Raw genomic sequence first — 3777 nt, forward strand, 5'->3', positions numbered from 1 at the left:
AAACAGATCCACCGACGCCCTTCCCAGCCCGCTGGAAGCGCCTGTAATAAAAATCGTCTTCATTTTGATTGATTGTGACACAAAGGTATGTCGGCTTCCGGCGGGGGTGGTTTCGCCAATAGCTCAATCTACTTTCGTATATGGCTCACTTCGTGTCCCCCTGGTTGAACAGCTTATATCGTTTGAAGGTCTTCCCCTGCCGCCTATCGAAAAGGTGATCAGCAGGATGATCCAGGGAAGGTTCTCGCGCAGGAGGCGTCCGTTGATGATCCAAATCGTAATGCCCGCCGCCAGCAGGAGGCGGAGAAGGATGAGGGCAAGCGGGATTTTTTTCATGATATTTGCTTCTATGCAAAGAAAGCATTTCCTCCGATTGACTGGGTTTTCGGCTGCCGCCTTATTATTTCAAAGGGTGTCTTCGCTGGGGCTCGCTCCCGTCTATGGCGCAGGACCCACTGTTGGGTTGCAGTTCCCCACTGGTGTTTCGCTTTGGCGGGACGGTCGTTGGGTGCCTCTATCCGGTTCTTTGGGTCGCTGGTCGGTTTCTGGCCTCAACGTCGACCTGCAGCAGGGTGAATCCGCCATGGATATCCGGTTGCATGCGCCGGGCATACCCCTGGAAAAGGTCAAGCTGACCTGGTCCCGGGTTTTTCCCGCGGGCGCACGCTACCTGGGGGACGCGTGGGAACGCAGCTATGGCGACCTCGCGTGGACTGGTGGTGCCATCAGGGCGCCATGGTATATGCTGGTCAATGACGGTCAGCAAACGCACGCCTTTGGCGTCAAAACGGGCGCGCGTTGCTTTTGCTCCTGGACCGTGGACCACAACGCGCTCGACCTGGAGCTGGACCTGCACTCGGGCGCGACGGGCGTCCAATTGGGCGACCGCGTCCTGGAAGCCGCCTCGGTCATCGCGACCCAGAGCCACCCCGGGGAGGACCCCTTCCGCACCGATGCCCGGTTTTGCGGCATGATGTGCGCCTCTCCCCGCCTACCGGAAAAACCGGTATATGGAATCAACGACTGGTATTTCGCGTATGGACATAATTCGAAAGAACTGATCCTCTCTACCACTGCCGCGATGGCTGAGCTGGCCCCCGCGGGTGACAACCGGCCGTTTTCCGTCATCGATGACGGGTGGGAGGACGGCGACGTCTTTACGCGGGCCAACGCCAAATTCGGCGACATGCAACAGGTGGCGACGGCCATCCGGAAGCTCGGTATGCGTCCCGGGTTATGGACGCGCCCGCTCCTCGCCAACGCCGCCGACCGGCCAGCCCTGCTGATCACGCGGGGGAAGGAGCATTTTTTAGACCCCACGCTGCCGGAGAATCTGGACCGCATCGGCGCGACGATCCGGCTTTATCGTGACTGGGGCTTCGACCTGGTAAAACACGACTACAGCACCTTCGATCTTTTTGGCCGCTGGGGTTCGCAGATGGGCTCCGCCATGACGTCCGCCGGCTGGAGCTTTAACGACCGGTCCCTCACCAACGCGGAAATCGTCCTCCGGCTTTACCGCACCATCCGCGCCGCCGCGGGCCCCATGTACCTCATCGGCTGCAACACGGTAAGCCACCTCTCCGCCGGCATCTTCGAGCTCAACCGCATCGGCGACGACACCAGCGGCCGTGAATGGGACCGCACGGTCAAGATGGGCGTCAACACGATGGCCTTCCGCCTCCCACAGCACAACGCCTTCTATGCCGTCGACGGCGACTGCGTCGGCCTGACCACGCAGATCCCCTGGCGCCTGAACAAGCAATGGATGCAGCTGCTCGCTTTTAGCGGGGCGCCCTTATTTATTTCGGCTCAACCTGAAGCCACCGGTCCCGAACAGAAGTCTTATATCCGGGAATGCTTTGCCGCCGCGGCATCCGCCCAGCCCACCGGCGAACCGCTTGATTGGATGGAAAATCCACGGCCCACAAGGTGGAGGTTGAATGGGGGCGAGGTCGCCTTTGACTGGACCGCCCCGGCGTAGCGCTGCGTTGCCGCACCTTCGCGTTGCTCCCCGCCTTCGTCACATGGCGGCGTCGCGTCTCCGTATTTACCAGCAGATTTGCTACGTTTTTTTGGATGGAGTCCGAATTTTACTAAATTGTACGCGATGCCCAAAATCGCGGTATGAATGATTCGTTCGAAAGACGGGTACGTGACGCCGAAGGTCGCAAGAAGATCTTCGAAAACAGGGTAAAGTATATCTTGTTCTTTTTGACGGTGTTCGGTGCGTTTTTGACCATGTGGGACAAGTGCGCCCACCTATTCCAAACGACACCTCCCGACGATACACGAAAACAATTCGTCGACACGCCCACCACACCGATAAGGAACTTCCGTAGCAGACACCCTCGCGCTACAAAAGCGATGTCATCGACTCTCGCCCATACACCGCGCCCGATCTTGCCGCAGGCGCTGCCCAAAGACCTTTCGCAGGCGCCACCTCAGGGTGCTCCGCGTGTATCGCCCCAGAGTCCTCCGCAGACGCCCCTCGAAATACTATACGCCGATAACACCGAATTTGCCCTGCTCAGCGCTGTTGGAAGCGTCGGGGCTCAAACGATAAAAATGACAATGGTTTTAAAAACCAGCGCCGCAAACTGGCAGATCGCCGAGGAAGTTCAGTCCATTATAGACGATGAAGGAAACGAGTATCGGATGCGATCCTATATGAACGGTGCGACAGGCTCTAACCCTTTTATACAGCTTACGACGGAGGTACCCATAAAATGTACATACACTTTTGAAGGTGTGTTACCTGGCATCAGGGCCATCAAGCTATTCAAGTTCCTGTACTTTGGTCGTCATAGCAGCCTATCGGAGGTGGAGTTCCGCGACATCCCCATCACCTGGCGATAACCCTAGAACCGTATCGTATCCGGCAGATATTTCGCGACCAGGTGCTCATAATACGGCTTGAGCTCCTTCCAATCCGGTGGCGTCGGGTTCTTGGAATAAAGGTCGTAGGGGTTGAAGAGGTTCACCCATTTGAACATCTCCCGGTCGTGGTCGTCCAGCAGATAGTCATATCCGTGCTCACGGTGCTGCGAATAGAAGGAGTGATAGCGCAGCATATACAAAGCCGGTTCCGGCAGGTAGTCCTTCATCATCTGGTAGACGTACTCGTCGTGTCCCCAGGACATATGCACGTTCCGCAAACCGATGCCCTCGGAATAGACGCCATATTTGGACTGGTACTGCTCGTTGTTGCGGTCCGGGTTTTCACTGAAATACTCCGGGTAAACGATCTTGTCCGACCAGGCGCAGCCGACCGGGAATGTGTCGCCGACAACCGCCCACTGCGGCTCGCCAAAAAGACACAGCACCTTTCCCATGTCGTGGAACAAACCCGCCAGCACCATCCAATCCGGGTGCCCGTCCTTGCGGATGGCTTCGGAGGTCTGTAAGAGGTGCTGGAACTGATCGAGGTCGGTATCGGGATCGGAGTCGTCCACCAGCTCGTTGAGGAAGTTGAAGGCGTTCCAGACCGACATTTCTTTTTTATCGAAACGCAGGTATTCCGCCCGCTTCTCCTGAACGAAGCCATAGGTCTGATATGTATGATTGAGCCGGTAGAACTCACGCACCGAGTCCCTGCCGGGCGTTTCGTAATTACGGTATTCTTCCGTCGTCTTCCCCGTGGCGATCGACTCCGGGTCGGGATAGCGTTCAAGCAGATCGTCTTCCCAAACGTCAAGGGAAGCGAGCGGGTTTTTCTCGGGAGAAGGGTTCATGGCAAACGGTTTAAGGACAATTTACGATAAAAGGGTGAGCTAA

General features: G+C 57.1%; 4 protein-coding genes. 2 read left to right on the forward strand and 2 right to left on the reverse strand.

Annotation, left to right across the window (positions count from 1 at the left end; all coding sequences use genetic code 11):
* Window positions 1-123: 123 nt before the first annotated feature.
* Window positions 124-336, reverse strand: a complete 213-nt coding sequence (locus VL547_RS10985; protein WP_325577715.1) for a hypothetical protein — start codon at window positions 334-336, stop codon at window positions 124-126.
* Window positions 337-349: 13 nt separating this feature from the next.
* Here VL547_RS10985 and VL547_RS10990 point away from each other — a divergent pair, with 13 nt between their 5' ends.
* Both VL547_RS10990 and VL547_RS10995 read left to right on the forward strand, forming a co-directional pair.
* Window positions 350-1984, forward strand: a complete 1635-nt coding sequence (locus VL547_RS10990; protein WP_325577716.1) for a hypothetical protein — start codon at window positions 350-352, stop codon at window positions 1982-1984.
* Window positions 1985-2127: 143 nt separating this feature from the next.
* The gene (locus VL547_RS10995; RefSeq protein WP_325577717.1) at window positions 2128-2859 is read left to right on the forward strand and encodes a hypothetical protein; all 732 of its coding nucleotides are present in this window, start codon (window positions 2128-2130) and stop codon (window positions 2857-2859) included.
* 2 nt (window positions 2860-2861) lie between these two features.
* On the opposite strand, the gene VL547_RS11000 is transcribed toward VL547_RS10995, so the two are convergent.
* Entirely contained in the window at window positions 2862-3734 is an 873-nt protein-coding gene (locus VL547_RS11000) for an inositol oxygenase family protein (RefSeq protein WP_325577718.1), read from the reverse strand.
* Window positions 3735-3777: the final 43 nt, after the last annotated feature.

Source organism: Dinghuibacter sp. (assembly GCF_035492835.1).
Lineage (GTDB): Bacteria > Bacteroidota > Bacteroidia > Chitinophagales > Chitinophagaceae > Dinghuibacter.